Raw genomic sequence first — 24125 nt, 5'->3', positions numbered from 1 at the left:
TTCGAATCTCTCTGAGCGCACCAATTTGAAGAATTAACCGCTAACTTAGCGGTTTTTTTGTGCCTGGAATTTATATTTTGTTTTTAACTTTCTGTACAAACACGGTATTACCTCCAACAGCAGGCAGCACATCATGATAAGGCAGGCTGCGCATTGCTCTTAATAAAAATGGTGCTTTCTCATCAATTTTTGCACTGGTGGTTATTTTAAATAAACTGCCTTGTTTGAGCTCAGTCAACTCCATTTTTCCTTTAATAAAACGTAAATCACCACCCGTGGCATAAAAACTATTCTCGGTGTCATTTGGATAGTTAAAATGCAGTTTAAATGCAAAGGGAATATTAATGACCCCTAAACCGACATTGACTTGAATATCAGCATTTTGTCCTTGGTTTTGAATGGGTGTCGTGACGACTTTTTTAATTTGTCTTGGAAACAACTCCTGATAAGACACTGGGCTTAACCATTTCTGTAGTTGCTGTGGTGGATGTTTATAAAATTGATAGGTCGTTGTAAATCGCATGCCTTCACGTCCGTGAGTATACGGTACGCTCGTCGGGGCATGTAACACGCTGACTGGTTGTTGGGATGCTTGAATCAGTTGAGTGATTTTCGCTAATTGAGCTGCGCTGAGTTGTGGATTCGGCATTTGCCCTGCATTGAGTGCAGCCGTGTTTTGTCCAATAAATTGATTTCTGAGAGATTCTAAAATAAATGCATTGCTTGTACTGGGAATTCCAAGTTTAACTTCAGGAATGGCATTTAATATTTTTTTGATAATGAAGCCTTTGGGTTGGTTCAAATCTCCCCATTGCGTTAAGGTGATCAAGGTTCGATTTTCATCGAGTGCAAACCACTCTAGTTTCCCCACACCATAGGGAATCGGCGCATCGACCACTAAACTCGCGATGCTATTGGTTTTAATCTGATGTTGTAATGTCACATCTTCATTGAAATTAAGTACAGGAATAGGTGTTGGGATCGAGACTTTATATTTCATCTGTACGATATTGCCCGATTGTTCAATGCGTTTAGCAGACTTCAGTGTTGGAAATAGACCAACATAATGACTAAAGTCAGTCAATGTTTCAGAAACGCGTTGGGTATTGGCAGGGACAATAATCGCAGCAGTATTAAAACTAACAGTTGGCTGAGGATTGTTTTTTAATGTTGGGACAGAGGTTTTTACGGCAGGGTGGCCATAAATAAAAATATTGCCTTGCGTATAACTGGCTAAAAGCTGAGGATTATTTTGAAAAGGCTGTAAAGCACTTGGAATATTGTCAGACCATGTAATGATCTGAGCAAAACTAAACGGACTTACTCCGAATAAAAAGCCTATAGAAATGAGGCGAGAAAAATAAGACATTACATTCCTTTGAGTTCTTATAATTTACCTGTTGAGCAATGGGTGTTTATCCATAACAGTGAATCCAAAATATTTATAATTTCTTTCTAGAGTAAAAAATAGTCATATTGTGTAAAACAACATGTAGCCATTTAAATTAGTGTAATATTTATGCCCATTCATGATGAGCAAAATTAGAAGCCGAGTATGTCTGAACAGCGTCCAACCGTATCTGTGCGTTATTACCTTAATTTACAAGAATCTCAAGATGGTTTTGCCTCAGTCACTTTTGGAAAAAAGCCTCTTACGCGTTTTCTCACCCCAGCGATTAGCATTGCGATTATTTTGTGGGGTGTTTATCTCGGTTTTACTGATGTAGGTCGCTACTACGTCGCGCTTGGCGTTTTCTTCCTGATCATGCAGGCTGTGATGCGTTATTGGTTATTGCCGATGTTGTTTAAGCGTCAGTTCGTGCGTTATCAATTTGGAAAAAGTGAGCAAGGCATTGATCTCTACCAAGATCATTTTGAACTTTATTCAACAGGAAAGAAACAAACAGCGCAGTATGCTGAAGTACAATCCTTTGCAGTAGGCAAGTTGACCTACATGTTAGAGTTGAAAAATCATACGGTGATTATCGTGCCGAAACGAGCATTTACCGATTCAGCAGATCAAACGAAGTTTGAAAATAGCTTTAAAAAATAAACTCATTATTGGTTATAACAACAAGGAGCTTACATGAGTACTCAGCCATCAAAAATTGTTTGTGTAGGCAGAAATTATGCTGAGCATGCAAAAGAGCTTGGTAATGCGATTCCAGATCGTCCGATTTTATTTATGAAACCACCCAGCAGTATCGGTTCACTGACGCAAGGTGTTAAATGGAATCAGGCTTTAGGCGAGTGCCATTTTGAATGTGAAATTTGTTTGCAAATCGCACATCCTCTTTCTCAAGAGACGGATAAACTAAAAGCTTTAGAAGCTGTTGGTGCGATCACGCTAGGTTTAGATCTCACGCTGCGCGACTTACAAAGTGACTTAAAAGCCAAAGGACAGCCCTGGGAGCGAGCGAAAGCTTTTGATGGCGCATGTATTCTAGCGGATTGGGTCGAAACAGATGAAATCGGTGACTTGCAAGAATTAGAGCTGATCCTGACGATTAATGGAGTTGAGCGTCAGCACGGTTTTAGCCGAGATATGTTATTTGATATTGGTGCTTTACTGGTTGAGATCAATCAATCTTTCAGCTTACAAGCAGGTGATGTGATTATGACTGGAACGCCAGCTGGCGTTGGTGCATTACATCCGAATGATCAGTTGACAATGAAGTTGATTACCCAGACTGGAGAATATGACTGGGATACCTTTGTAAACGCTTAATAATGTTTAGAATGGCGCTGACGCTTATAAGGTCAGCGCCATTTTTATTTAAAAATAAAAGAGAAGAATCATGAAAAAATGCTTAGGTTTGCTGCTGATATTCGTGACGACAATGGGGCAGGCGAAACAACTGGCATTAAGTTTTGATGATGGTGTGAATCCCGATCTAAATTCGCAAGCGGTGCAGATTAATCAGCAAATTTTACAACAACTTAAACAACATCAACTAAAAAGTATTATTTATCCAAGTGTTATTAAAATTGGTGATTATGCAGGTTTGCAGCTTGTAGCTGAATGGGGCAAGCAAGGGCATCAAATTGGGAACCACAGTGAGTTACATCTAAATCTCAACAAAGACCATATTAGCAGTCAGCAATATATTGCAGGCATACAACGTGCTGAACAGGTTTTTCGTCCGCTAACGGGTTGGACGGCAAGATATCGTTTTCCTTTTTTAAAAGAGGGAAATACGCTAGAAAAACGAGATCACGTTGCAGCGTACTTAAAACAACATCATTATCAATCTGGCGCTGTCAGTATTGATGCTAGTGATTGGTTTTATAATCAGAAATATATCGCCTATCAAAAACAAGGACAGACGCAGTACCTTAAAAAGTTAAAACAGGCTTATATTGCTCATTTACTTGATCGGGCCGCATATTATGATCAATTAGCGATTGAAACGTTGAGCTATTCGCCTAAGCATGTTTTGTTGTTACATGTAAATGCGATCAATGCGGCATTTCTGAATGATGTCATACAGACATTCCAAGCACATGATTGGCAGTTGATTGATAGCGAACAAGCATACAGTGATGCACTTTATCAAAAAAATGCAAAAATTTTGCCCGCAGGTGAGAGCATTATTTGGTCTTTGGCAAAGCAAAAGGGGGATGTCAATTTGCGTTATCCCGCTGAAGATGCGCCGTATGAACAGGAAAATTTAAAACGTTTCGAGCTGCCTTAACTACCTTGATAGAGTTTTCGGAACTGATCAGGGGTGAAATGCATCCAACGTTTGAACATATAAATAAAAGCTGAGGAACTAGCATAACCTAAATCGAGCGCAATACTTTCAATGGTTTTGCCTTTGTTTAACATCGACATTGCTTTCATGACTTTTAAACGTTGTCGCCACTCGTGCAAAGACATACCAAGCTCTTTTTGGCTATAACGTGCCAAGGTTCGCTCAGTCATGTTGATCATTTTAGCGAGTTCTTCTAAGGTACTATCATCTGCTGGATGCTCATGTAAATGATTAAGAATTTGAGCAAGAGCTGGATGTTGTGTAGTGGGTAAGTAACTTCCGACTAATTCGGCATGTGTTAAGCAATCAAGCAGCACTTGGAGCAGCCTTAAATATTCAGGATCATTGTCGGGTAAGTGATGACTACGAATATGTTCGAGTAAGGATGGAACTAGTGGTGCAGTCAGTAGAATACCTGCCTGTTGCGGCATCTGCTGACACAAAGATTCATGGACATACAGCGTACAGTAAGTGACATCATTTCGGTTAATGCCACTGTGCTGCATATGTGGTGGTAGCCAAATACCATAAGGTGGCGGTGTTAAATAATGGATTTGCTCGATATTTACTTCTAACACACCATCAAAGGCATAAATAAATTCACCCCAAGCATGTGCGTGTTCGGGGTAGATTGTTTCCGCAGGTGCATCGCGAACTCTTAACCATAACGGGGCAGGAATATCATTGATGGCAGGAATTTTTTGGAAATCCTGAATTCTTTGTGCTGTTTTTTTCATAGAGTGAGAATTGCCCGAAAACACGTATGTATTGTCAGATTTTCACTATATCATGAAAATCTGACAGACTTATATTGGCTCTCTAGAATGAAAATTGGGAGAGGGCGATGGATGAGCGTAAAGCTTTAGATGCAAAAGCATCAGGTCTAATGATCGTGCTTTGTATGATTTGGGGATTGCAGCAAGTGATTTTAAAAATGGCTGCTCCCGATATCTCGCCCTTGATGCAAATTGCATTGCGCTCAGGTTTGGCTGCAATTTTGTTATTGCCTTTGTTATGGCTGGATAAAAACAGTCAACTGTTTAATCGACAAAACCTTAAAGCAGGCGGTTTGGTTGCTGTTCTTTTTTCTTTAGAATTCTTCTTATTGGCACAAGCGTTAAATCTAACCTCTGCATCTCACGCTGTGGTATTGCTATATACCGCTCCGATTTTTGTTGCCTTAGGATTGCATTGGAAGTTACCGTCTGAACGTTTAAGTGTATTGCAATGGAGTGGGATCGCGATTGCATTTATGGGGATCGTTGTAACCTTTATTCGCCCCAATCAAGGCCCTACAACAGTACTTGAGCAACAAATGCTTTGGGGGGATTTATTGGCTTTGGCGGCTGCAATTGCTTGGGCTGCGACGACGATTACCGTACGTTTATCCTCTTTGGCTCAGGCCGCAGTGACTCAGACTTTGTTTTATCAGCTTGCAGGGAGCTTTGTCCTGTTATTTAGCTTGGCTGTTTTTCTGGGACAATCCACCATCCATTTTACTCCCTTGGTTTTTGGTAGTTTGGCATTTCATACCTTGATTGTTTCGTTCGCAAGTTTCCTTGCATGGTTTTGGTTACTTAGAAATTATTTAGCTTCTCGTTTAGGTGTATTTTCATTTTTAACGCCATTATTTGGTTTGGCTTTTGGCGTGTGGTTGTTGGATGAAACTGTGGAGCTAAACTTTGTGGTTGGTTCTGCATTGGTTTTGCTTGGAATCGTTGTTGTGAGCTTGCAGGGTTGGTTACGGAAATAAAAAAAGACCTCTGTTGAGGTCTTTTAGGTGATCTTTATTTCTGTTCAAAGATGGTGGAAAGCGGGATGGAAAGTTTGGCTGCTAAGTAATCATTACTTTCAATCAATGATGGCCCAAGTCTCTCCATCCATTCATCATCTTGATGAATATTCAGAACATCCTCACGGAGTGGAAGCCGATAAGGCAGCGCAGTAAAGAAACTCCAGAAATCGACTTGTGCCAGATTGCGAACCAAAACGTATTCATCCTTGTCGGTACGCTTAACCAAATTTTGTTCCTCTAATTGGAGGATATATGCAGGCAGGCGGCCCAGTTCACCTCGTCCAATAATACCGAGAAGCTCTTGCTCCGAAACACTTTCGCCAATCTGTTGCTTTTTATAAAATAATTCCAAAATGTCCAATAACATCAAGATGGGATGGCGTTTCTGTTCCTTTCCTGAGTGAAATGCAGTCAATGCATAACTCACTTCGACACCGAGCAAAATCATGTTCCAAGAAAGGTAGATCCAGAGCAGGAAAATAGGAACGGCAGCGAACGCACCATATACGATTTCGTAGCTAGTGAAGTTGCTCATCACCCAACCGAAGAAGCGTTTTAAGATTTCAAAAACGGTTGCACTAAAACAGGCAGCAATCAGTGCGGAGGGAATAGGAACAGTACGATTTGGAATTGTCCAATACAGAATAAAGAAACCAATAATGGTCAATAAAAATGAAATCATCCATAAGATAAAGGATCCATTTAATTGATAACCAGCAAAGTTATTGCTCAGAATATTCATCGAAGCAACAGTAGAGGAGAGGACAAATGCACTACCGAGCACAATTGGGCCTAATGAAATAATGGTCCAATAACGCATAAAGCCAACCAAACCTGAACGTGTCTCTTTAACGCGCCAAATACGGTTGAAAACATTCTCGATTGAGGTCAGCATTAAAACGGTTGTGACAAAAAGAAACAGCACACCAATGATGGTCAAGTTACTTGATTTCTCGGTAAAAGCATTAAGCGCTTTATCAAAAGCAATGGTACTTTTAGGTAAAAAGTTACTATAAATGAGTTGTTGTAGCTGCTGTCGAGCAGGCTCTAACGCCTTAATCGAAGAAATGATAACCAAGAATACAGTTAACATTGGAACCACAGCAAATAGGGTCGTATAAGTCAAAGAACCTGCTTGTTCCTGACAACGATCAGCCTTGAAGCGCCGTAACACAAATACAATAAACTGAAACCATGTTTTCTCTAAAAAAGGGAATTTTTTTAGATAACGGTCTAAGATCATGGGTTCTATCCTAATTATTTTTAATAAAAATCTTGTGAAAATCACAAGACTTACTACCGCGCAAACTATAAAAAATGTCGTATAGTGTTCTTTTTAACAAAATTACCGAAACTGATGCAACCTTACGTTCTTGTACTCTATTACAGTAAATATGGTTCAACTAAGCAAATGGCACACTTGATTGCTGATGGAATTGAAGCTTCAGGCATGACTGCACGAATTCGTACTGTACCGAATTTAGCGACTGTTGTGACAGAGGCTCAGCCAAGTATTCCAGCAGATGGCGATATCTATTGTAGCTTAGAAGATCTCACACATTGTTCTGGTTTAGCACTTGGTTCTCCAACTCGTTTTGGCAACATGGCGAGTGAGATGAAATATTTTTGGGATCAGACCACGAGCCTATGGCTGAATGGCGCTTTACACAATAAACCAGCATGTGTATTCACCTCATCAGGATCAATGCATGGTGGGCAGGAAAGCACATTGCTGACAATGTTACCGCCACTGTTCCATCATGGCATGATGATTTTAGGGCTACCGAATTCAATTCCTGCGCTATCAAATACCAAAACAGGTGGCACACCTTATGGCGCAAGCCATGTCAGTGGTCCCCGTCATGATCAAAGCTTATCTCAAGATGAAAAAATGTTGTGTGAAGCTCAAGGAAAGCGGTTAGGTGAGGTCGTGAAAGCGCTGATTGGAACGTTTTAATTAAAAAAGGGAGCATCAGCTCCCTTTTTATTATTTCTTAATTTGCCAATCGTAGATTTTCTTGTGATAGGCATACCACATCATCCATAGACCAATAATGATCATTGGGAAACTGAGGATTTGTCCTTTGGTCATCCAGCCAAACAAGATAAAGCCTTGGTCAATATCGGGTTGACGGAAGAATTCCATGAAGAAGCGCGCAACACCATAGCCGATCAAGAATAATGCTGAAACTGCCATACGTGGGCGAGGTTTCGCACTAAACCACCATAAGATGATGAATAGAAGCAGACCTTCACACAAAGCTTGATAAATTTGTGATGGGTGACGAACCAATCCTAATGGATCTGTTGGAAAAATCATGCCAAATGGATAGTTTGGGTCTTGAACTTGGCGGCCATAAAGTTCACCACCAATGAAATTACCAATACGACCGAACATTAAACCTGTTGGTACACACGGTGCGATGAAATCCAAAGTCTGAAACCATGTTTTTTGGTATTTCTTACACCAAAATAACATCGCAATGATGACTCCAAGGAAGCCACCGTGGAAGCTCATGCCACCTGTCCACACTTGGAATAACCAGAGTGGGTTTTCTAAAAACTTACCAAACTCATAAAACAGCACATAGCCTACACGGCCCCCAAGCACGACACCTAACGCACCATAAAACACAAGGTCTGAGACCATGTCACCAGTCCATCCATCACGTTGCTTAGCACGATATGATGCTAAACCCCATGCGCATAGAAAGGCCAATAAATACATCAGTCCATACCAGTGCACTTTGACTGGTCCTAAGCTCAGTGCGACTGGATCAATATTAGGATAGGTCAGCATTGCTGTTCCTCAATTTTATATTTTGAGCAGATTGTAGCGGAATGATGTGAAAAATGTTGTACATTCAATGTGTAAAGATGTGAGAACAAAATAATGTGTATCGTCGCTTTTGCATGGCATGTTCTTGAGGATATGCCACTTTGTTTAATTTCAAATCGTGATGAGTTTTATCATCGTCCAAGTCAAACACTACATCCGTGGAAAAATAGTCAGATCGTTGCAGGACAGGATTTACAGTCTGGTGGGACTTGGATGGGTGTCACTGCATTAGGTCGCTGGGCAATTGTGACAAACTTTCGCAATGGACATGATAAAAACCAATATGAAACCTCGCGTGGAAAACTTATTCAGGACTTTTTAGAAAGTGACTTGCCACCCATTCGCTTCGTGCAAAAGTTAGAACAACAGCAACAAGCCTATGCTGGCTTTAATTTATTCGTTGGCGATCGTGAGCAAGCGGTGTATATGAGTAATCGTGGCGAAGCACCTCAAGTGTTAGCCAATGGGGTGTACGTGGTTTCCAATGGATTAATGACTGAGGACTGGGAGAAAACCAAACATTTGCGCAGGCGTTTTACGCAAGAGTTTCTACCGATGTTACAGCAAGTTGATATTTCAGAATCAGATTTAAAAAATGCGGTATGGGATATTTTGGAGGATGAGAGAAAGATTATTCCTGATCTTTTACCAAATACGGGAGTCAGTGTGGAAATGGAGGAGTTACTTTCTTCCACCTTTATTCAAAGTCCGATTTATGGGACGCGCTGTTCGAATTTTTTAAGAATGACATCGCAACAGTGGCATTGGCTAGAGAAAACGCAACAAGGTGAGCAGCAGGGGCATCTTGAGGAAATAACACTGAGCTTGCTGAAATAGATAATGCCGACATTTGTCGGCATTATCTTTTGAATTAAAAGCGAAGACTTAAGCTTTTTTCTCAATAGATGGTGCTACTGGATCAGCCGTGATATAGCCTACACATGCGCTATAACCACCATTATAGTTTTCTAAAACTTTTGCTTTTAATTCAGCAGGAAGTTTTGAGCTATCACCAGCATGTTGGAAGTTGCTCATGATATATGTCCAACCGTTTACAGAGTCAACGGCATGTAAACCAGTTGATTCTGCACCTGCTGGTGTAGACAAGATACGATCTAATTGTTTCGTATCAACGTTATAAGCCCAAAGGAAGTTATTAGTGTGGTTACCACTATCTTCACCAATGAACAATGTACGTAAAGTTTCTGAGAATTTCAGGTTGTCTGCACTTGCAATATTATCTGGGTTTGCTGTGTTACCTAAAGCATCTACAGAAATATCTTCACCCATCATGAGCATATGACTTTGATATGGAGCCCATTCGCTATTGATTAAGGCATTAGTGCTGTCAACTTGGCTGCCTTTCATGTCATGCGCAAGGATACCACCAGCTTTGATGGTTTTCTTGAATTTAACATTATGGCCAGCAACCCAAGCAGAGTTACCTTCGATCATCGAGTCTTGGATATTTGCAAGTGCCGAATAAGCGACTTTATCCTTGATGTTAACTGTTGTACCTTCCATCTTCGTAAATGCCATACTACCGCCTTTAAGAGCAGCGTAACGATGAGTTTCTAGGAAAGCTGCAGCAAGTTCGATCTCTGCTTTTGTAAAGCCATTATTTGCTTCTTTAAGTTTGATCCAAAGCTTTTTCTTATCAAGCAGGATTTGGGTGTAACCCGTTGTATCAGCAGGTGCTTCAGTCAAACTTTCCATAATGTTTTCAGCTTTGATACCGCGAACATTGACTAGGTCATCAATTGCTTTACTTGTTGTATGACCCAGTTTGATCCATTTGATTGGTGCAGTCGATGTTTCATTCAATTCAGCAGTGTATTGAGCAATATACAATGTACCTGCTGAAAGGTCTTTTTCTTTGTCTGCTACGAACATGAAGAAACCGCCGTTCGTATAGTCATCACCCATTATTACAGTACGGTTATCAGGCATTACTTGAATGAGTTCGTGTGAGATACGACCTAAGCAATAGTGTTTAACTGCTGTACCACGACCTTTACCATCAAGAATAATTTCTGGTAAATGACCATAGTTATAAACATTTGCTGTATTTTCATTGCCATATAGGTTTTTACTATATGCTTGTAATTTCTCTAGTTTAGTACCGATTTGATTGAATGCATCTGGTTCATACTCTTCACTTGAAAGGTGCGTATTCCAAGGTGAAAGGCTTGCACCACAAGTAATCCAAAGACCATGAACCTTAGACATATCTACATTGAAATATTTTTTCAATGCAAGATGGCCAGTTTTTTGATCTTGATCTAATGTCAGTACTGCAATCGGCGATGGTAATTTACCATACATATCTTCTTGAGCTAAGTTTTGAGTGGTGTATTCAAACTGAACAACATGGAATACAGGTGTTGTTACACCCGCAACTTGAGCACCTTCAATATGAATTAATGATGAACCATCTGGACAGTCAGAGAAGAATTGACGCTCTTGACCAGCAACAGAAGTATCACGGATAGGTTGATTGTTAATATCGTAATAACTACCTGCGATAATTTTACCGCCATCGATATTGTCAACTTCCATACCTGTGCGGAAGAACTCTTCATAACCCAACTTATATTCAGTTGATGTATTGTCATCCCAAGTTACTGTTAAGCTAGATTTAACAGATGTTGTTGCCATATCAAGTGTAGTTGATGGTGCAGCCATAGGCGTAAACTTAGCACTTTTAAATTGTGCTAACTTAACAGCAGGTGTAGAGCTGTCATTGCTATCGTTGCAACCTGTTAATGCTGCTGCAGTTCCCATTGCCCCTAGTGGTAAAAACGGTACACCCGCGAACCATTTCAAAATATCACGACGACTTGGCTGATTTGTATTGGCAGTCATAATAAATCCGTATCTTTAATTAATGATAAATAAATCCTGATTGATTCTATGAATTACAGATGACATTTTTTTTACACTTTTAAGGCAATTTGAAGACAATTTAATTTTTGTAAATATTTAAAAAACATAAACTTAAAAAATAAAACCTCTGCGATTTCGACAGAGGTTTATGATTTAAATATACTTTATTAATCTTCTTTTCTTTTTTCTAGTATTTTTCCAAATAGTAAACCAAGTTCAAACAGCATCCACATCGGGACTGCAAGCATAATCATCGATAGGGCATCAGGTGGTGTTACGAACATTGAAATAAAGAAACAACCTACGACAATAAAGCGGCGCTTCTCAATCAAACTCTGAGTACTGACGACTCCGATTAAGATCAATACCAAAGTAATAATTGGAATTTCAAAAGTAAAGCCGAAAACCAAGAATAGCTTTAAGCAGAAACTTAAATAGCTATTGATATCCGTCATTGGTGCTACAGTTTCAGGCGATACACTAATAAAGAAATGTAAAATTGCTGGTAGTGTAATGAAATATGCAAACGCAACGCCTAAATAGAACAGCACAATACTACCCAGCAATAATGGAATGGCTAGGTGACGTTCTTTTTCATATAAAGCAGGCTTAATAAATGACCAAATCTGGTAAATGATATAGGGCATTGCCAGCATGAAAGCGACAAATAAGTTGAGCTTAAATGGAGCCATGAATGTTGCCGTAACATCAGTGGCAATCATAGTTGATGTTGCTGGTAGTTGTTGTCTCAATGGGTCAGAGAGCCATTGATAAGTATAGTTTCTGAAAGGTAATAAACAGAAAAAAAGAAAAATTGTTACACCAACAATTTTAAATAAATATTGGCGAAGAACAATCAAATGCTGCATCACAGGCATTTGTTGGAGGGTTTCTTCAGTACTGTTGACTGAAGTAGATGGCAATTGGCTCATACGGCAATCTTTAATTCTGTATCAAACTGCTCTGGTGTCGGTTTTGATGTGACATCTTGAGCGAATAATTGTTGATATTGAATACTGAATGGAACGGCAGCATGTTGTTCGAAATGAAAGTACTGAATAGATGCTTTAGTTTCTGGTGCTGCCTGTTCTGGTTCTTCAGTGGAGGTTTGTGTGCTTTTTAGCTCATCCAACTGTTTTTGCATTCTTCGTTCAAGTTCAGTAATTTTATCAATTTCTTTCTGCATCTCTTCTCGAAATTCAGAAAGGCGCAGTTCACGATCAATTTCATTCTGAATATTGTTGATAAACTTTTTAATTTTTCCATACCATTTCGCTACAAAGCGTGCAGCTTCTGGCAATTTATCAGGACCAAGAACCAGCAAGCCGATTACGGCAAAGCAGAAGATCTCGGTCATTCCCAAATTCAGCATAATCAGGCTCGCTTAGCTTTTTACTGAACTTTCAGTATTTTTAACTTGAGCATCAATCGTGCGTGGTTCATTTAAAGATGCAGTTGCCTCATCTTCTTCTTTCATCGATTTTTTGAAATCTTTTACCGCGCCACCAACATCTTTACCTAAGTTTTTAAGCTTAGATGTACCGAAAAGTAAAATAACCACAATAGCGAAAATGAGTACATGCCAAATAGATAAACCAGCCATAATTTTATTCCTATCAAACTTTGTATATATCTCAACAGTTTGGCATGACAAATATGTGACACTTATATTGCAATTTTGCGACAGAGGAACAATTAGCTTTAAATATTTGAATAGATGATTTTACTTTTTGATTTGTAATCAATACCTAATACAGGCGTTTTTTCTAATTTAAGCGTATTTGATTTTTTATTTTATCTAAAAGTGCTCTAGTTTTTATTCATCAACTAGAGCACGCAGCTTGATTTAAATTAAGCTGGCTTTGAAGAGTTGCATTGCTTTGCCACGATGACTGATTTTACTTTTCTCTTCTTTGCTGAGTTCAGCACTCGAACAGTTACGTTCAGCTACCCAAAAGAGGGGATCATAACCAAATCCATTTTCTCCGCGAGCAGCTTCTAAGATTTCACCTTTCCAAATACCTTGAAAGATTTGTGGTAAAGGATCTTCGGCATGTGTAACCACTGCGAGTACGCAAACAAACATGCCTTCAATCACTTCGCCATCTTTGCGAAAAGGTGCGAGGTCAGCTAAAAGTTTTTGGTTGTTGGCAGCATCGTTACCATGTTCACCCGCATAACGAGCAGAATAGATGCCTGGAGCACCACCTAGAATTGGAACACAAAGTCCTGAATCATCCGCAAGTGCAGGTTTACCTGATAGTTTAGAGGCATGACGGGCTTTGATAATCGCATTTTCAACAAAGCTGAGACCATCTTCTATCGCATCTTCAATATCCAGTTTACCTTGAGGAATAATCTCGACAGGAAGGTTGAGTTGTTGAAAGAGGTGTTCAAATTCGACAACTTTGCCTTTGTTGTTACTTGCAAGGACAAGACTGCCTTGAGAGAACCAGAGGGGAGTAGACATTGCAAAAATCTCAATAAAACTAGTAATGATTATACTTAATTTAGCGCTAGATTGAATCTTGAGAAATCAAACACCAATCACAGTGATACCATTAATATCTTTTTCCAAAATCTTTGTTAGAAATGCTATTAGCTGATCAATCATGGTTAAGACTTCATTTTTATATTTAGGAAATTTTTTCTTAAAAATCTTAGTATCTCTTTTATAAAGAAGTTTGACATCATCCTTATAATTTAAATAATTTTTAGAACTTAAGTACGTCTTATAATTACTTAATTTTTTTAAAACTATAATTGTTTTTTCAGTATCAAGATAAGTGTAACCCCAATGTGACCAAGGATTTTCATTTTCTAAAAACAACCGTTCTATTAAAGAAAAAGCAAACTCATCAATCACAATTGAATTATGGCAATTAGGATTTCGTTGTAAGTCATAAGGAATAATTTGTATGTTGAGACCAGAATATATCCCATTTGAATAAGGTATAACTTCGAATGATATTTTCACTTAGCAAATATTTATTAGAATACTATTAAAAAAATGACCTTTAGATTGTACCTAAAAGATATATGCTAAAGGTCATTTTGTAGATTTAATTACTGTGCTTGAATCCATTTGTCAGCACGGTCACGTGCAGTACGGATTTGATCTTGCGTTAAGTTAGCAGCTAAAGCAGTTTTCTTACCTTCTGAAAGTTTAATTACTTTAGTGTCGAGCATGCCATCACGAGTAGAAAGCTCATACCATTGATAAGCACCCATGTAGTTTTTCTTTTGCTCTTCCATCATTGCAAGATTAAAGCTGGCACGATTGTCACCATGACTTGCTGCTTTCTCAAAGTATTTACGTGCTAAAGCTTCATCTTTTTTGACGCCAATACCATCAGCATACATGCGACCGACGTTTAATTGTGCTGCTGAGATACCTTGATCTGCTGCTGCTTTAAACAAAGAAAAAGCTTGTTTCTCATCTTTAGCCACATCCTTACCGTATTGGTAACGAGTTGCTAAATAAAATTGTGCCCCAGCTTGACCAGCTTTTGATGCGCGTTGTAACTCATCAATACCCATTACTGAGTATCGTGCTGCTTGTGCTGCAACCGATTGCGGTTGAGTCACATAGTCAGCATGCGCTTGTATACTGATCAGACCAAATAAAAATGTGCTGATTAATGTCTTTTTCATAGAGCGCTCACTCGATAAATTGCGACTTCACCAAATAGGTTCGGCATATGCTTGCTCAGCATACTACCTTGTTGGTCACCATTAACGGCAAGTCGATTAATAATTTTAATCCGATTCTCAGCACATAAGGCTTCAAAGTCACGGAAAGTACATAAATGAATATTCGGGGTGTTATACCACATATAAGGTAAAGCTTCCGAAACAGGCATTTTCCCTTTCAATGCAAGAAAAGAACGCGTCTTCCAATACGCAAAGTTTGGAAAGGTAATAATGGCCTGTTTGCCGACACGCACCATATCACGAAGTAATACATCTGGTGCATCTACAGCTTGCAAAGCTTGTGCCATAACCACAGAATCAAAAGATTGGTCGGCAAAGCGGCTTAAACCTAAGTTTAAGTCCTGTTGGATAATATTTAACCCCCGACTGATCGCAATTGCAATCTTTTCTTGATCAATTTCTAGGCCATAGGCACGAATATTGTGCTGTTTACTCATATGAGCCAGTAATTCACCATCACCACAACCCAAATCGAGTACGCTCGAATTCGGATTAATCCATTTTTCAGCGAGTCGTTGATCTATACGCATTAGTGAACCTCCTGCGGTGTCGATTGCAACTGTTGTTCTCCACCTAAAAATGCTCGTAGTGTTTTTACATAAAGTGGGATTGGGAACAAGAACGAGTCATGACCTTGTTCAGCATCAATATCTAAGTAGCTGACAGGCTTGTGATTATCAATCAATGCATCCACTAACTCTTGTGAGCGGCTTGGGCTAAAACGCCAATCCGTAGTAAATGAGATGACCAAAAATTTACATTTCGGTTGACTCATTGCCTTCGTCAAAGAGTGCTCATATTCACGAGATGGATCAAAGTAGTCTAATGCCTTAGTCATAATCAAGTAGGTATTTGCATCGAAATTACGGCTGAATTGTTCGCCTTGGTAACGAAGGTAACTTTCTACTTGGAATTCGACATCAAAGCCGTACATAAATTTGCCTGATTTTAAATCACGACCAAATTTTTGCTTCATCGCTTCTTCGGAGAGATAGGTAATATGCCCAACCATACGCGCTAAAATTAAGCCACGTTTTGGATAGCTATCATGTTCCAAATAACGACCATGATGGAAATCAGGATCGGAAAGAATCGATTGGCGTGCAACTTCGTTGAATGCAATATTTTGTGCTGAAAGCTTTGGTGCACTTGCGATGATGGCACATTTTTTTAAACGATCTGGATAATCCAAAGACCATTGCAAGGCTTGCATGCCACCCAATGAACCACCAATAACTGCATACCAAATCTCAATCCCTAGACGATCTGACAACATTGCTTGAGTTTTTATCCAGTCGCGAACTGTGACAAGCGGAAAGTCTGGGCCATAAGGGCGATTTTCATTCTCTGGATTCGGCGAAGTTGGGCCAGTTGAACCGCTACAACCACCAATGTTGTTTAATGAAACCACAAAGAAATGATTGGTATCGATTGCTTTTCCTGGGCCAATACAACTATCCCACCAACCTGCTTTTTTATCATCTTCATGATGAAAACCTGCGGCATGGTGATGTCCTGATAATGCATGGCAAATTAAGATCGCATTTGACTTATCTGCATTGAGTGTTCCATAGGTTTCAACCATCAAATCAAAACGGGGGAGAATACGCCCACATTCGAGTTCTAGAGGTTGTTCAAACTGAAACTTTTGTGGTGTGACTAAACCCACTGAATCCGATGGAAAAGACACTGGAATGATTCGCCCTATATTAAATCATTAATAATAAAAGGATACCAATTCAGATATCCTTTCAAAAGTCATTTTTTCTGATATTACAACTCAGCTTTACTGAGCATTATGTGAAATTTCACAAATTTAGACGGCTGCTGCAACCACTTGTTCAGTTGTCAACACGCCTTGCTCGATCAAGCGGTTAGTACACGCGATAATTGCTTCAATTGATGAAGTGACAATGTTGTCGTGAACACCTGCACCAAATGCGCTCTTACCAGCACCTTTCACTTGAAGCTCAATTAAGGCAAGCGCTTTCGCATTTGCACCTGAACTGATGCTACGTTCTTCATAGTTCACAACATCAATTGGGAGTTGTAATGCATTCAACATCGCTGAAATTGGGCCATTACCTTCGCCACGTAAGCGTTGGACCTCACCTTCAATTTCAATGTCTAATTCAATGATTTGTGTGCCATTGATATCTGACAATTGATAATGCTTCATTTGATAATGACGGTTTTTGATGTCGACATACGTGTTTTGGAATAAAGTCCAAATTTCAGTTGCGCTGATCTCAGTGCCATTTTCATCAGTATGTTGTTGTACGATCTGACTGAACTCAATTTGTACACGACGTGGCAATGCAACGTTGTAATTTGATTCCAATAAGTAGGCAATACCACCTTTACCAGATTGGCTATTCACGCGAATCACCGCATCATAATCACGACCTAAGTCTTTAGGGTCGATTGGTAAATAAGGCATGTCCCAAATTTCTTCATCTTTCTGGAATTCAAAGCCTTTTTTAATCGCATCTTGGTGAGAACCAGAGAATGCAGTAAAGACTAAATCACCTGCATATGGATGACGAGGGTGCACAGGCAAACCAGTACATTCTTCAACAGTTGCAATGATTTCATTGATATTTGAGAAGTCTAATTCTGGCGCAACACCTTGGGTGTACATGTTCAAGGCAATCGCGGCAACGTCAACGTTACCTGTACGTTCACCATTACCAAACACACAACCTTCAACACGGTCAGCACCTGCCATAATTGCCAACTCAGATGCTGCAATACCGCAACCACGGTCATTGTGACAGTGAACTGAGATAATCACCCCATCACGACGTGCTAAATTACGGTGCATCCATTCGATTTGATCGGCATAGACATTTGGTGTTGAAACTTCGACTGTTGCAGGCAAGTTCAAGATGACTTTATTGGTTGGAGATGCTTCCCAAATTTCAGTTACAGCATCACAGACATCTTTTGCGACTTCTAATTCAGTTGCAGAGAAACATTCAGGGCTGTACTGGAAAATCCAGTCCGTTGCTGGATATTCGGCTGCATACTCTTTTACTTTTGTCGCGGCATTGATTGCAAGTTGTTTTGAACCATTTGCATCGACATTCAACACTTTCTTACGGAAAGTCGGAGAGTTCGAATTATAAATATGGACGATCGCACGTTTCGCACCAACTAAAGCTTCAAATGTACGTGCAATTAAATGATCACGTGCTTGAACCAATACTTCGATGTATACATCTTCAGGAATCAAATCTTCTTCAATCAACATACGAGTAAAGTCGAAGTCGATTTGTGAAGCAGAAGGAAAGCCGATTTCAATATGTTTAAAGCCGATTTTCACCAACATTTTGAACATTTTCAATTTTTGATCCATGTTCATTGGTTCAAAAATCGCTTGGTTACCGTCACGAAGGTCGGTACTCATCCAAATCGGTGCTTTGTTAATTTCGTTGTTTGGCCATTGACGATCTGGTAAATCCACTCGTTGATACATACGGCGGTATTTCTTGCTTGGGTCAGCCAACATCATGAGATAACTCCTTGTTGTAGCATGGTTGCTGAGTCAAATTAAATGCAACGTACTACAAATATATATGGGGTCTATAAGAATCAATTTAAAGAAAATATGGGGATCGAGTACCTGAAAAAATAGGCAAAAAATTTATACGCGCGCGAGGCGCAGCATCAGGAGAGCAGCGAGATGTTTTGTATAATTAGACGGATAGGTAACACCGTGAGTTGTTTTCATCTTCTACCATTCAAATCAGTGATTGGGTTTTGCAGTTATATTCATCATCTAGCAAAAACCAGTCTAGGTGAAAACACAAGCGACTGCAAAGGTCTATAAAACATTTTAATTTGAACAAGTGGGAAATTTTTTTCTATTTTTTGCAGTATTTCAAGAATTATGAGAAAAATTTCCCATGATTTATAAAAAAATGGGAAAAATAAATTATTTCTTAATGCTGAAACTTTATAGTTCTGACCACATACGAATGAGGTTGTGATAGAGATTGGTAAGTTTCATTACTTCTGAATAGTTATCGCCGTGATCTTTGCGGAGCTGGCGGATGCTTTCATCTAAATTAAACAGCATATGACGTTTTTGATCTTCGCGAATAAGGCTTTGCACCCAAAAAAATGAAGCAAAGCGAGTGCCACGCGTGATGCTACTGACTTCGTGCAAACTAGTCGAAGGATAGAGTACGACATCACCTGCAGGAAGTTTTACTTCATGATAACCATAGGTGTCCTCAATCACTAGGTCGCCGCCGTCATATTCTTCTGGTTCACTCAAGAAAAGTGTGCAAGATAAATCTGTTCGAATTTGTTGACTCGTACCACGAATCAAACGAATGGAGTTATCGACATGAAAACCAAAGGTCTCGTGTTCATCATAGCGATTAAATAGTGGTGGAATAATCTGTCGTGGTAGAGCCGCAGCTTGGAACGTCGGATGTTTCCAAATGGCTTGCATCACGATCTCACTTAAATGATGGGTGAGAGGATCTTGTTCTGAAAGCTGCTGATTTTTTTTAACAGCTGCTGATAGTGTGCCTGCTGTTACTTTTCCACCAACCCAATTTGCTGTTTCCATCACTTTGCGGAATTCTGCAACTTGTTCTTTGCTTAATACATTAGGAATGTGATGAATCACAGAACATATCCTTTTGAATAATAGATAGTGATAAAAATAGCCTCTTTGTAGAGGCTATTTTATATTAACTTAGATGAATTCCATAATAAATTTATGGGATTTAGTCTTAGTATTTAAAGTTAACAGCAAGTACAGCGTTACGACCATCACCTTCATTTGCGTAATGTGCTGCGTGTGCACTCGTGAAATAACGCTTATTTGAGATGTTGTTGATGTTTAACTGTAAGTTTACATTATCATTTACATCATACTTTGCCATCGCATTATAGATCGTAAATGTAGGCAGGATTTTTGTCGATGTTGTTGCTGTGTTTGGGTTTGTATTTGCATATACCTGATCACGATATTGTGCACCAGCACCTAAAGTTAGTTTTGGTAAAACTTGGTATGTGCTCCACAAGCTAGCACTTTGTTTTGCTACGAAAGGCAATGGTTTGCCTTCCTGAGCAATAGCATTGTATGCAGCTTTAGTTAATTCACTATCTAAATAACTATAACCAATAGCTATTTCCCATTTATCTGTAATATGACCTGTTAAACCAAGTTCGAAGCCATCAACTTTACTCTCACCAACATTTGCTGTGGTGTTTGCATCAATTGAAACACGAGTATTTTGCTTCTCAGTACGGAAAATAGCAGCCGTTGCATTTGCACGGTTGTCCCAAAGGCTCCATTTTGTACCGATTTCATAGGTGCGTGCTTTTTCAGGCTCTAAATCTTGAGTTGAAACGGATAGTCCATCGATGTCTGGGTCAATCCCAACAGGATTAGCAGCAGTTGCATAGCTTGCGTAAATACTGCCATTTTCGGTTGGACGGAACACAACACCTGCTTGATAAGAGAAGTAATCCGTATCGTTTGAATACTCAGTTCCAGCTGTGGTTGTTACACCACGACTCGTTACATCTTTATTGTATTTTAAGTTAGTATCAAACTGATCCCAACGTACGCCGAGGTTGAGTAACCAGTACTTGTTGAACTCAATACTATCTAATGCATAAATAGAAACAGTTTCATTGGTTAAAGTGGTTTGTTTCTTATTTGGATTGAGTGTGCCTAACCACGGATCATTTGCGCTAGGGTTGTTTAGATCTGTACACCAACCATCATTGTTTGCACAGTTGGCGTTGAATCCAGCAGTCGTTGAACCTGTGTAACCTGGATAAGTCATATCGTAGTTACCGCGATTGGTTTTTTCACGATTGTACTCTGCACCAACATTAAAGCTATGTGCAATTGCGCCCGTGTTTAACTCACCCGCTAAAGACAACTGATCGGTAAATGCTTCCGTGTCACGAATTGACTGAGTGGCACGACGATAAACTTTACCATTATAGATGTTACCTTTTGAGTCATCTGGATTGGTAAAGATATAATCTGCTTTTGAACGGCTATACGTTGTTGTATTCGTTACAGTTAGATCATCATTAAAATCATGTTCTAATTTTAAAGTACCGATGTGATTTTCACGTTTATCAAAGTCGCGATCTTTCCAACCGTAATATGTACCTTGTTTAACATTAACTGGACGACCATCAGCTTTATCCGTTCCAGCAGGTGGATTATTTGGGTTATTAAATGGAACGCCAGAATCTGGTTCATCATTGCTTTTCAAGAAGTAGTAGCTCAGCGTTGCACGATTTTCACTACCTAAACCAAATGCAATACTTGGTGCTAATCCAACGCGTGCATATTCGGCACCGTTATGTTGGCCCGGTTTTTCATTCTCATGACCCATCGCAATGACACGACCAGCGATACCGTTGCCAAAGTCTTTATTTGCATCAAGTACGATGTGTTTATAGTTATCAGTACCGCCAGCAACAGTACCTTGGTACTCATCACCTTCGTGAGCAACTTTAGGGATCAAGTTAATGCTACCACCTACACCGCTACCACCAGTAAGTGCAGAGCTTGAACCTTTAGTGATTTCTACTTGGTCGATTGCGAACATGTCACGATTTTGAGTCGTTGAGTTACGCACACCATCTACATAGATTGCGCTTTGCCCATTGTAACCACGAATATATGGGATATCTGTATAAGGTGTACCGCCTTCACCTGCGCCTAAAGTAATACCAGGCTCATTACGTAATGCTTCTAATAATGTATTTGAGTTGGTTTCTTTTAAAAGTTTTTGAGAAAGAATCGAAACAGTCTTTGGTGTATCTTTTAACGGAGCCACATATTTTGCATTTGCAGACTTGTCGACTTTTAATTCATTAACAGTTGCTTCCGCATGGATCGTTGGAAGTTGAACCACTTGGTTTTGATCTTGAGCAATCGCTGTTGTTGCGATCATTGATAGGGATGATGCAATTGCAGAAGAAACAAATTTCTTACGTGTTCTGATAAAAGAAGACATATCGTATCCATGTAAACCTTAAAATTCATGCAAATAATAATTATTCTTATTTTTATATGCAATTCTTTGAGATTGGTTTTAACGATCTTAAGATCATATAACTTGGGAAAAAGAAATAGAATAGTGTAATAAAGTGTAAGTTCATGTGGTTTTTGATTGATTGAAATGTGAGCACTTTATCTATGGTTATAATTTGAACTTGCATACGTGTGATTTTCATCTATTCAGAATAATCACTGAAAATAATTAAAAGAGGCGAGTTGGTAGAGATGCTCGGATTCACTTTTGCTGCTAGAATGCCTGACTAATTTTGTATATCAGCAAAGTTGTCATATAATGTGGCACTTTTAAAATTGTTACTACTAACTATATATCGAGGAAGCCATGCAAGTAACGACTGAAGCGGTTTCGGGCGTTGCCCGTCGTTTAAATGTTTCTGTACCGACGAGCCGTGTTAACGAGCAATTTGAAGCTCGCTTAAAACGCACTGCTAAAACTGTGAAGATCAACGGCTTCCGTCCAGGTAAAGTGCCTTTAAATGTTGTTCGCCGTGAATATGGTGCGAGCATTTATCAAGAAGTTGTGAATGACATCATTCGTGACACAGTATTCGAAGCGATTCAACAAGAAAAAATCAATGCGGTCGGTATGCCGAACATTGAGAAAGTTGAAAACAAAGATGATGCTTTAGTTTTTGAAGCGACTGTTGAAGTTTATCCTGAAGTAGAAGTGAAAGCTTTTGCTGATTTAGAAGTTGAGCGTAAATCATCAGAAATCAACGATGCAGATGTTGATGTAATGATTGAAAACTTGCAAAAACAACGTGCTTCTTGGACTGAAACCAAAGGCATGGCGAAAAAAGACATGCAAGTGACTTTCGATTTTGAAGGTACTGTTGATGGTGAGAAGTTTGAAGGCGGTACTGCTGAAGACTTTAAACTAGTTCTTGGTTCTGGTCGTATGATTCCAGGCTTTGAAGACGGTATCATCGGCATGAAGAAAGGCGAAGAGAAAGTGATTGATGTTACTTTCCCTGAAGATTACCAAGCTGAAAACTTAGCAGGTAAAGCAGCTCAATTCAAAATCACTGTGAAGCTTGTTGAAAAACAAAAACTTCCTGAGATTGATGCTGAATTCTTGAAAATCTTTGGTTTAACTGAAGAAGAAGGCTTAGATAAGTTAAAAGCTGACGTTCGTAAAAACATGGAACGTGAAGTTCGTAACGGTCTTCGTAACCAAGTTAAACAAGCTGCATTTGATGCACTTGTTGCTGCAAATGAAATCGAAGTTCCAGCTTCTATGGTTGCTCAAGAAATTGACCGTCAACGTCAACAAATGATCCAACAGTTCACTCAACAGTTTGGTGCTCAAGGCGCTGGTGCGTTTGATAGCAGCATGCTTCCTGATGAGTTGTTCAAAGAACAAGCTGAAAAATCAGTTAAGCTTGGTGTATTGGTTAGCAAAGTATTGGCTGATGCTAAACTTGAAGTTGACCAATCACGTGTTGATGCTTACATCGATGACATGGCTTCTTCTTATGAAGATCCAACAGAAGTTGTTGAATACTTCAAAAATGATAAACAACAACGTGCTCAAATCGAAGCAGTTGTTTTAGAAGACCAAGTTGTAGATCACATTTTAGCTGCGGCTAAAGTAAGTGATGTCGCTGTAAGCTATGAAGACTTATTGAAAGAGCAACAAGCACGTCGTGGCTAAGCTTTCAAAAGTTTAAAAGAAAGGCGCTTATTGCGCCTTTTTTTATCCGTGTTATGAAAGTGTTAATTTCTAATGAAATTGCCAGCTTTTAGTCTAAATAATCGAATATTTCAGATTGAACCTTTTGCAATTTCGTCGATTATCCCTCATATTGTTGGCATAGACCGAGTCACAATAATTTAGGAATAAGTAAACGTATGTATGTTCCAACAATTGAAAATGCTTTAGTTCCTGTTGTCGTTGAACAGTCATCTCGTGGTGAGCGTTCATTTGACATTTATTCACGTTTGTTACGTGAGCGCGTTATTTTCTTAACGGGTGAAGTAGAAGATAACATGGCAAACCTCATCGTTGCTCAGATGTTATTTTTAGAAGCTGAAAATCCAGAAAAAGACATTCATCTTTATATTAAC

Annotated in this window: 24 protein-coding genes; 8 read left to right on the top strand and 16 right to left on the bottom strand. The window is 39.3% G+C overall.

The genetic code is table 11. From position 1 onward, the window contains the following. Nucleotides 1-70: 70 nt before the first annotated feature. Nucleotides 71-1369, bottom strand: a complete 1299-nt coding sequence (locus B4237_RS01770; RefSeq protein WP_278596031.1) for an SRPBCC family protein — start codon at nt 1367-1369, stop codon at nt 71-73. 186 nt (nt 1370-1555) lie between these two features. On the opposite strand from B4237_RS01770, the gene B4237_RS01765 reads away from it, so the two are divergent. The 3 genes from B4237_RS01765 (at nt 1556) to B4237_RS01755 (ending at nt 3695) form a co-directional block, all read left to right on the top strand. Next, nucleotides 1556-2053: a YcxB family protein gene (locus tag B4237_RS01765; protein WP_286941021.1), complete on the top strand. Its 498-nt coding sequence runs from the start codon at nt 1556-1558 to the stop codon at nt 2051-2053. A gap of 33 nt (nt 2054-2086) precedes the next feature. Then, on the top strand, nt 2087-2728 hold the full coding sequence (locus tag B4237_RS01760) for a fumarylacetoacetate hydrolase family protein (protein WP_130134417.1): 642 nt from the start codon (nt 2087-2089) through the stop codon (nt 2726-2728). A gap of 70 nt (nt 2729-2798) precedes the next feature. Next, the gene (locus B4237_RS01755) at nt 2799-3695 is read left to right on the top strand and encodes a polysaccharide deacetylase family protein (RefSeq protein ID WP_278596030.1); all 897 of its coding nucleotides are present in this window, start codon (nt 2799-2801) and stop codon (nt 3693-3695) included. Here the strand turns inward: B4237_RS01755 and B4237_RS01750 are convergent. After that, nucleotides 3692-4492 carry an AraC family transcriptional regulator gene (locus B4237_RS01750; RefSeq protein ID WP_192413989.1) on the bottom strand — a complete coding sequence of 267 codons (801 nt, stop codon included), beginning with the start codon at nt 4490-4492 and terminating at the stop codon, nt 3692-3694. The two genes, B4237_RS01755 and B4237_RS01750, sit on opposite strands and share 4 nt — an antisense overlap. Before the next feature lie 107 nt (nt 4493-4599). Between B4237_RS01750 and B4237_RS01745 the strand changes: the two genes are divergently transcribed. Further along, the gene (locus tag B4237_RS01745; protein ID WP_061397360.1) at nt 4600-5508 is read left to right on the top strand and encodes a DMT family transporter; all 909 of its coding nucleotides are present in this window, start codon (nt 4600-4602) and stop codon (nt 5506-5508) included. 34 nt (nt 5509-5542) lie between these two features. Here the strand turns inward: B4237_RS01745 and B4237_RS01740 are convergent, their stop codons facing one another. Next, entirely contained in the window at nt 5543-6793 is a 1251-nt protein-coding gene (locus B4237_RS01740) for a YihY family inner membrane protein (protein ID WP_061397361.1), read from the bottom strand. Nucleotides 6794-6907: 114 nt separating this feature from the next. Between B4237_RS01740 and wrbA the strand changes: the two genes are divergently transcribed. Then, nucleotides 6908-7507 carry an NAD(P)H:quinone oxidoreductase gene (gene wrbA, locus B4237_RS01735; RefSeq protein WP_004877556.1) on the top strand — a complete coding sequence of 200 codons (600 nt, stop codon included), beginning with the start codon at nt 6908-6910 and terminating at the stop codon, nt 7505-7507. Nucleotides 7508-7537: 30 nt separating this feature from the next. Here wrbA and lgt read toward each other — a convergent pair whose 3' ends face one another. Continuing rightward, on the bottom strand, nt 7538-8350 hold the full coding sequence (gene lgt / locus B4237_RS01730; RefSeq protein ID WP_023012912.1) for a prolipoprotein diacylglyceryl transferase: 813 nt from the start codon (nt 8348-8350) through the stop codon (nt 7538-7540). Nucleotides 8351-8443: 93 nt separating this feature from the next. Here lgt and B4237_RS01725 point away from each other — a divergent pair, with 93 nt between their 5' ends. Beyond that, nucleotides 8444-9226: an NRDE family protein gene (locus B4237_RS01725; protein ID WP_278596028.1), complete on the top strand. Its 783-nt coding sequence runs from the start codon at nt 8444-8446 to the stop codon at nt 9224-9226. A 48-nt stretch (nt 9227-9274) separates the two neighbouring features. Here the strand turns inward: B4237_RS01725 and B4237_RS01720 are convergent, their stop codons facing one another. From B4237_RS01720 to B4237_RS01665, 12 genes are all read right to left on the bottom strand, one after another. Then, nucleotides 9275-11254 carry a PhoX family protein gene (locus B4237_RS01720; protein WP_278596027.1) on the bottom strand — a complete coding sequence of 660 codons (1980 nt, stop codon included), beginning with the start codon at nt 11252-11254 and terminating at the stop codon, nt 9275-9277. A 188-nt stretch (nt 11255-11442) separates the two neighbouring features. Beyond that, a complete protein-coding gene (gene tatC / locus B4237_RS01715; protein ID WP_278596026.1) occupies nt 11443-12207 on the bottom strand; it encodes a twin-arginine translocase subunit TatC in 765 nt (254 codons plus the stop codon). Beyond that, a complete protein-coding gene (gene tatB, locus B4237_RS01710) occupies nt 12204-12647 on the bottom strand; it encodes a Sec-independent protein translocase protein TatB (protein ID WP_278596025.1) in 444 nt (147 codons plus the stop codon). Before tatB ends, tatC begins: the two co-directional genes overlap by 4 nt. 12 nt (nt 12648-12659) lie before the next feature. Further along, nucleotides 12660-12878 (bottom strand): Sec-independent protein translocase subunit TatA, encoded by a 219-nt coding sequence (tatA, locus tag B4237_RS01705; RefSeq protein WP_007479621.1) that lies wholly within the window; start codon nt 12876-12878, stop codon nt 12660-12662. Nucleotides 12879-13121: 243 nt separating this feature from the next. Then, nucleotides 13122-13745 (bottom strand): RdgB/HAM1 family non-canonical purine NTP pyrophosphatase, encoded by a 624-nt coding sequence (gene rdgB, locus B4237_RS01700; protein ID WP_278596024.1) that lies wholly within the window; start codon nt 13743-13745, stop codon nt 13122-13124. A gap of 66 nt (nt 13746-13811) precedes the next feature. After that, the gene (locus tag B4237_RS01695; protein WP_004877534.1) at nt 13812-14252 is read right to left on the bottom strand and encodes a hypothetical protein; all 441 of its coding nucleotides are present in this window, start codon (nt 14250-14252) and stop codon (nt 13812-13814) included. An 89-nt stretch (nt 14253-14341) separates the two neighbouring features. Further along, nucleotides 14342-14929 (bottom strand): tetratricopeptide repeat protein, encoded by a 588-nt coding sequence (locus B4237_RS01690; protein ID WP_004877533.1) that lies wholly within the window; start codon nt 14927-14929, stop codon nt 14342-14344. After that, nucleotides 14926-15519, bottom strand: coding sequence for a methionine biosynthesis protein MetW (gene metW, locus B4237_RS01685; protein WP_004877532.1), 594 nt, complete (start codon nt 15517-15519; stop codon nt 14926-14928). The genes B4237_RS01690 and metW overlap by 4 nt, the downstream gene beginning before the upstream one ends. Then, nucleotides 15519-16679, bottom strand: a complete 1161-nt coding sequence (metX, locus tag B4237_RS01680; protein WP_278596023.1) for a homoserine O-succinyltransferase MetX — start codon at nt 16677-16679, stop codon at nt 15519-15521. Before metX ends, metW begins: the two co-directional genes overlap by 1 nt. Nucleotides 16680-16805: 126 nt before the next feature. Further along, nucleotides 16806-18503: a 2-isopropylmalate synthase gene (gene leuA / locus B4237_RS01675; protein WP_019385388.1), complete on the bottom strand. Its 1698-nt coding sequence runs from the start codon at nt 18501-18503 to the stop codon at nt 16806-16808. A 444-nt stretch (nt 18504-18947) separates the two neighbouring features. Beyond that, nucleotides 18948-19631 (bottom strand): Fe2+-dependent dioxygenase, encoded by a 684-nt coding sequence (locus B4237_RS01670; RefSeq protein WP_007479632.1) that lies wholly within the window; start codon nt 19629-19631, stop codon nt 18948-18950. 106 nt (nt 19632-19737) lie between these two features. Further along, on the bottom strand, nt 19738-21996 hold the full coding sequence (locus tag B4237_RS01665; RefSeq protein ID WP_286941001.1) for a TonB-dependent receptor: 2259 nt from the start codon (nt 21994-21996) through the stop codon (nt 19738-19740). 384 nt (nt 21997-22380) lie between these two features. Here B4237_RS01665 and tig point away from each other — a divergent pair, with 384 nt between their 5' ends. Both tig and B4237_RS01655 read left to right on the top strand, forming a co-directional pair. Further along, nucleotides 22381-23712, top strand: coding sequence for a trigger factor (gene tig / locus B4237_RS01660; protein WP_004877523.1), 1332 nt, complete (start codon nt 22381-22383; stop codon nt 23710-23712). Nucleotides 23713-23909: 197 nt separating this feature from the next. Beyond that, nucleotides 23910-24125, top strand: a 216-nt coding sequence (locus B4237_RS01655; protein ID WP_286940998.1) for an ATP-dependent Clp protease proteolytic subunit, incomplete at its 3' end; no start/stop codon positions are given.

This window comes from Acinetobacter sp. UBA6526 (assembly GCF_002434875.1).
GTDB classification, from domain to species: Bacteria; Pseudomonadota; Gammaproteobacteria; order Pseudomonadales; family Moraxellaceae; genus Acinetobacter; species Acinetobacter venetianus.
This window is presented reverse-complemented; position numbering and strand designations above follow the sequence as displayed.

Bases quoted from the DNA above. Each gene is read 5' to 3' on its own strand.
- B4237_RS01770 (WP_278596031.1), bottom strand. From the start codon at position 1,369: ATGTCTTATTTTTCTCGCCTCATTTCTATAGGCTTTTTATTCGGAGTA.
- B4237_RS01765 (WP_286941021.1), top strand. From the start codon at position 1,556: ATGTCTGAACAGCGTCCAACCGTATCTGTGCGTTATTACCTTAATTTA.
- B4237_RS01760 (WP_130134417.1), top strand. From the start codon at position 2,087: ATGAGTACTCAGCCATCAAAAATTGTTTGTGTAGGCAGAAATTATGCT.
- B4237_RS01755 (WP_278596030.1), top strand. From the start codon at position 2,799: ATGAAAAAATGCTTAGGTTTGCTGCTGATATTCGTGACGACAATGGGG.
- B4237_RS01750 (WP_192413989.1), bottom strand. From the start codon at position 4,492: ATGAAAAAAACAGCACAAAGAATTCAGGATTTCCAAAAAATTCCTGCC.
- B4237_RS01745 (WP_061397360.1), top strand. From the start codon at position 4,600: ATGGATGAGCGTAAAGCTTTAGATGCAAAAGCATCAGGTCTAATGATC.
- B4237_RS01740 (WP_061397361.1), bottom strand. From the start codon at position 6,793: ATGATCTTAGACCGTTATCTAAAAAAATTCCCTTTTTTAGAGAAAACA.
- wrbA (WP_004877556.1), top strand. From the start codon at position 6,908: ATGCAACCTTACGTTCTTGTACTCTATTACAGTAAATATGGTTCAACT.
- lgt (WP_023012912.1), bottom strand. From the start codon at position 8,350: ATGCTGACCTATCCTAATATTGATCCAGTCGCACTGAGCTTAGGACCA.
- B4237_RS01725 (WP_278596028.1), top strand. From the start codon at position 8,444: ATGTGTATCGTCGCTTTTGCATGGCATGTTCTTGAGGATATGCCACTT.
- B4237_RS01720 (WP_278596027.1), bottom strand. From the start codon at position 11,254: ATGACTGCCAATACAAATCAGCCAAGTCGTCGTGATATTTTGAAATGG.
- tatC (WP_278596026.1), bottom strand. From the start codon at position 12,207: ATGAGCCAATTGCCATCTACTTCAGTCAACAGTACTGAAGAAACCCTC.
- tatB (WP_278596025.1), bottom strand. From the start codon at position 12,647: ATGCTGAATTTGGGAATGACCGAGATCTTCTGCTTTGCCGTAATCGGC.
- tatA (WP_007479621.1), bottom strand. From the start codon at position 12,878: ATGGCTGGTTTATCTATTTGGCATGTACTCATTTTCGCTATTGTGGTT.
- rdgB (WP_278596024.1), bottom strand. From the start codon at position 13,745: ATGTCTACTCCCCTCTGGTTCTCTCAAGGCAGTCTTGTCCTTGCAAGT.
- B4237_RS01690 (WP_004877533.1), bottom strand. From the start codon at position 14,929: ATGAAAAAGACATTAATCAGCACATTTTTATTTGGTCTGATCAGTATA.
- metW (WP_004877532.1), bottom strand. From the start codon at position 15,519: ATGCGTATAGATCAACGACTCGCTGAAAAATGGATTAATCCGAATTCG.
- leuA (WP_019385388.1), bottom strand. From the start codon at position 18,503: ATGATGTTGGCTGACCCAAGCAAGAAATACCGCCGTATGTATCAACGA.
- B4237_RS01665 (WP_286941001.1), bottom strand. From the start codon at position 21,996: ATGTCTTCTTTTATCAGAACACGTAAGAAATTTGTTTCTTCTGCAATT.
- tig (WP_004877523.1), top strand. From the start codon at position 22,381: ATGCAAGTAACGACTGAAGCGGTTTCGGGCGTTGCCCGTCGTTTAAAT.